At 64.1% G+C, this 2,293-nt stretch carries 3 protein-coding genes; 1 reads left to right on the top strand and 2 read right to left on the bottom strand.

All coding sequences use genetic code 11. The features are described from left to right. Positions 1–240 precede the first annotated feature (240 nt). Together G455_RS27075 and G455_RS0122090 are read right to left on the bottom strand one after the other, a co-directional pair. Complete coding sequence (locus G455_RS27075; RefSeq protein WP_229861879.1) at positions 241–354, bottom strand: chlorhexidine efflux transporter; 114 nt, start codon at positions 352–354, stop codon at positions 241–243. Positions 355–440: 86 nt separating this feature from the next. Next, on the bottom strand, positions 441–1,541 hold the full coding sequence (locus tag G455_RS0122090) for an HPP family protein (RefSeq protein ID WP_035367217.1): 1,101 nt from the start codon (positions 1,539–1,541) through the stop codon (positions 441–443). A 234-nt stretch (positions 1,542–1,775) separates the two neighbouring features. On the opposite strand from G455_RS0122090, the gene G455_RS25245 reads away from it, so the two are divergent. Then, positions 1,776–2,276 (top strand): FadR/GntR family transcriptional regulator, encoded by a 501-nt coding sequence (locus G455_RS25245; RefSeq protein ID WP_229861878.1) that lies wholly within the window; start codon positions 1,776–1,778, stop codon positions 2,274–2,276. Positions 2,277–2,293 lie beyond the last annotated feature (17 nt).

The following is a 2,293-nucleotide window of genomic DNA, read 5'->3' as shown; positions in this document are numbered from 1 at the left end:
ACCGCAAGCTCGCCGCCTAACATCAATCCCCAGACGAAGCCCGCACTCCGCTAATCTACGCCGCGAAGTGTGCCAAATGTTCTGACGACGGACAGATCGTCGGTATCGGCGCATCGATGACGCTGGTGTTCTTCGCAATCTGACTGTCGAGGCTCAGAGTGGAGCCGAGATCGCCGCACTGGTAATGGAGACCTCCTTTGCGGCTTTCTACATGGGCTACGCCTTTGTCTTCACCTGGGGTTACGATACCCTTTTCCCGCCTTCGAAGACCGAGGCGAAGAGCGGCGTGTCGATCACAATGCCGATGAACTCGAAACCGAGAGCTTGGCGAATTCGGTCTGCGGTGCTGCGCATGATGGCTCCGATTGTTGTTCGGGCCGTCCCGCGTGTTGACCATCTGGCCGGGCGAGGCCGTCCTCGCTTGTCGAGTCAAGCGGCCTTCATGCCGCAGAACGTTCCTCTGCCCCAGCAAGCAGTAGTCGCATGATATCAGATCGGGTCAGGATCCCGACCAGTCGCTGCTCCCGGGTCACCGGAACAACCTCGCTTCCCTGCGCCGCCAGCCTGTTGAGGAGCACGCCAACGGGCATATCGTCCGGCACCGCACGGTCGGCGGGTCGCATCACGTCTGATACGGTGCGACGCGGAGATCTCTGCCGCCAGGCCGCCGGGCGGTCCTGCGCCGCGAAGACGTGCAGAAGATCGGCCTGGAGCACGAGGCCGCGCAGAATCATGTCTTCGTCTACGACCGGGAGGCTCTTGATGGAATGGCTGCGGAAAAGCCGTGCCGCATCCGAGAGCGGCGTGTCGGGTCGGACCGTGATCAGGCCGGTGGTCATGACGTCAGCACAGGTTGTTCCGTCAAAACGATGCTGGGCCGCCTCTGCTTCGGCGGCGGCCAGCAACCGGCCGAGGTCTTCCACACCGAGGTTGGTCGACTGGTTGAAGCGGTCGAGCAGCTCACCGAGTTGCTCGGTCGTCAAACCCAGGCGCAGCGCGCGATTTCCCTCCTCGTCCGTCTCGGGCTGGCGGAACGGATATACCCGCCCAGTTGCCCTGTTGTAGACGATGGCGGCACCAACCAGCACGGCGGTGGTCAGCCCGACCGGCATCAAGGCGAAAAGCGGTCCCGCTTCCCGGGCCACGCCGGGATCGAGGGCGGTCAGCAATGCCACTGCCCCTCCCGGCGGGTGGAGCGCCCGAACGAACATCATGGCGGTGATCGCTGCGCCGACGGCGACGCCGACAGACCATGGAGCGGGCACGATCCGGAGGACAAGGAGAGTGACGAGTGCTGCCGTCACATTGCCGACGACCGCCGACCATGGTTGAGCGAGGGGCGAGTTCGGAACGCAGAAGACAAGCACTGCCGTCGCCCCGAGCGGCGCCATCAAAAAGAAGGACGATGCCCCCAGCCTGGCAGCCAGGCTCACTACGAGAGCGCACAGGCTGATCCCGAGAACCGCGCCGAGCCCGGCCCGCAGCTGCTCGCGGGCGTGGAATGCCGGCAGCGCCGGGTAGAGATGATGCCATGCCCGCATTTGATAAACTCCTGCGTCGCCCGAAAAGAGGGCAACTTCCGCCTCCTATGCCTCAAACAATAGCGGAATGTGAACAGTCGCATCCGACGAAAAGGACATTGGTCCTACCTCCAATTGAATGGGGGGATCGTGGTCCCGCGTAGACGTCAGGATCGAAACGACCGATCGCACGCAGGCTCCCGCTTGTTTTCAGCGGCAAATGGTCTGCATATTGGCCTGGATGGGGGGAATGGCATGCGAACAGGCAAGGATGCGGCACGGGCGCGGCTCTGGCAGGTTCTCGAGGAACGTGCGCCGGCCTCGGGAGATCGGTTACCACCAGAGAGGGTGCTGAAGGGTCTCGTCGGATGCAGTCGTGAGACGCTTCGCGGGGCGCTCGCCGCCCTCGAGGCGCGCGGCGAGATCTGGCGCCATGTCGGTCAGGGGACCTTTCGGGGCCGGGCGCCCTTGGGCCGTCCGGTGAAGGATACGCTCCTGCTCGAGGCGACAACACCCGCGGACCTGATGGACGCCCGCCGCCTACTTGAACCGCAGGTCGCAACGGCTGCCGCGATGCGGCGTGCGCCGGAGGACATCGCCCTGCTGCGACAGCGCGTCGCCAACGGACGTGCCGCACGATATCGCGCGGAATGCGAGCGTGCGGATGACGCCTTCCACCGGCATTGCCAAGTTATCTTAGCGTGGCCGAAAAGAGACGCGGTCGCATCCAATCACGCGGTCATCTCGGTCGCATAGTCGTTCCACAGACTGAA

Source organism: Pseudodonghicola xiamenensis DSM 18339 (assembly GCF_000429365.1).
Lineage (GTDB): Bacteria > Pseudomonadota > Alphaproteobacteria > Rhodobacterales > Rhodobacteraceae > Pseudodonghicola > Pseudodonghicola xiamenensis.
Note: the sequence above shows the minus strand (reverse complement) of the source record. Positions and strands in the feature narration are given on the sequence as shown.

Excerpts from the sequence above, each read along its gene's own strand:
- G455_RS27075 (WP_229861879.1), bottom strand. The coding sequence starts at position 354 with ATGCGCAGCACCGCAGACCGAATTCGCCAAGCTCTCGGTTTCGAGTTC.
- G455_RS0122090 (WP_035367217.1), bottom strand. The coding sequence starts at position 1,541 with ATGCGGGCATGGCATCATCTCTACCCGGCGCTGCCGGCATTCCACGCC.
- G455_RS25245 (WP_229861878.1), top strand. The coding sequence starts at position 1,776 with ATGCGAACAGGCAAGGATGCGGCACGGGCGCGGCTCTGGCAGGTTCTC.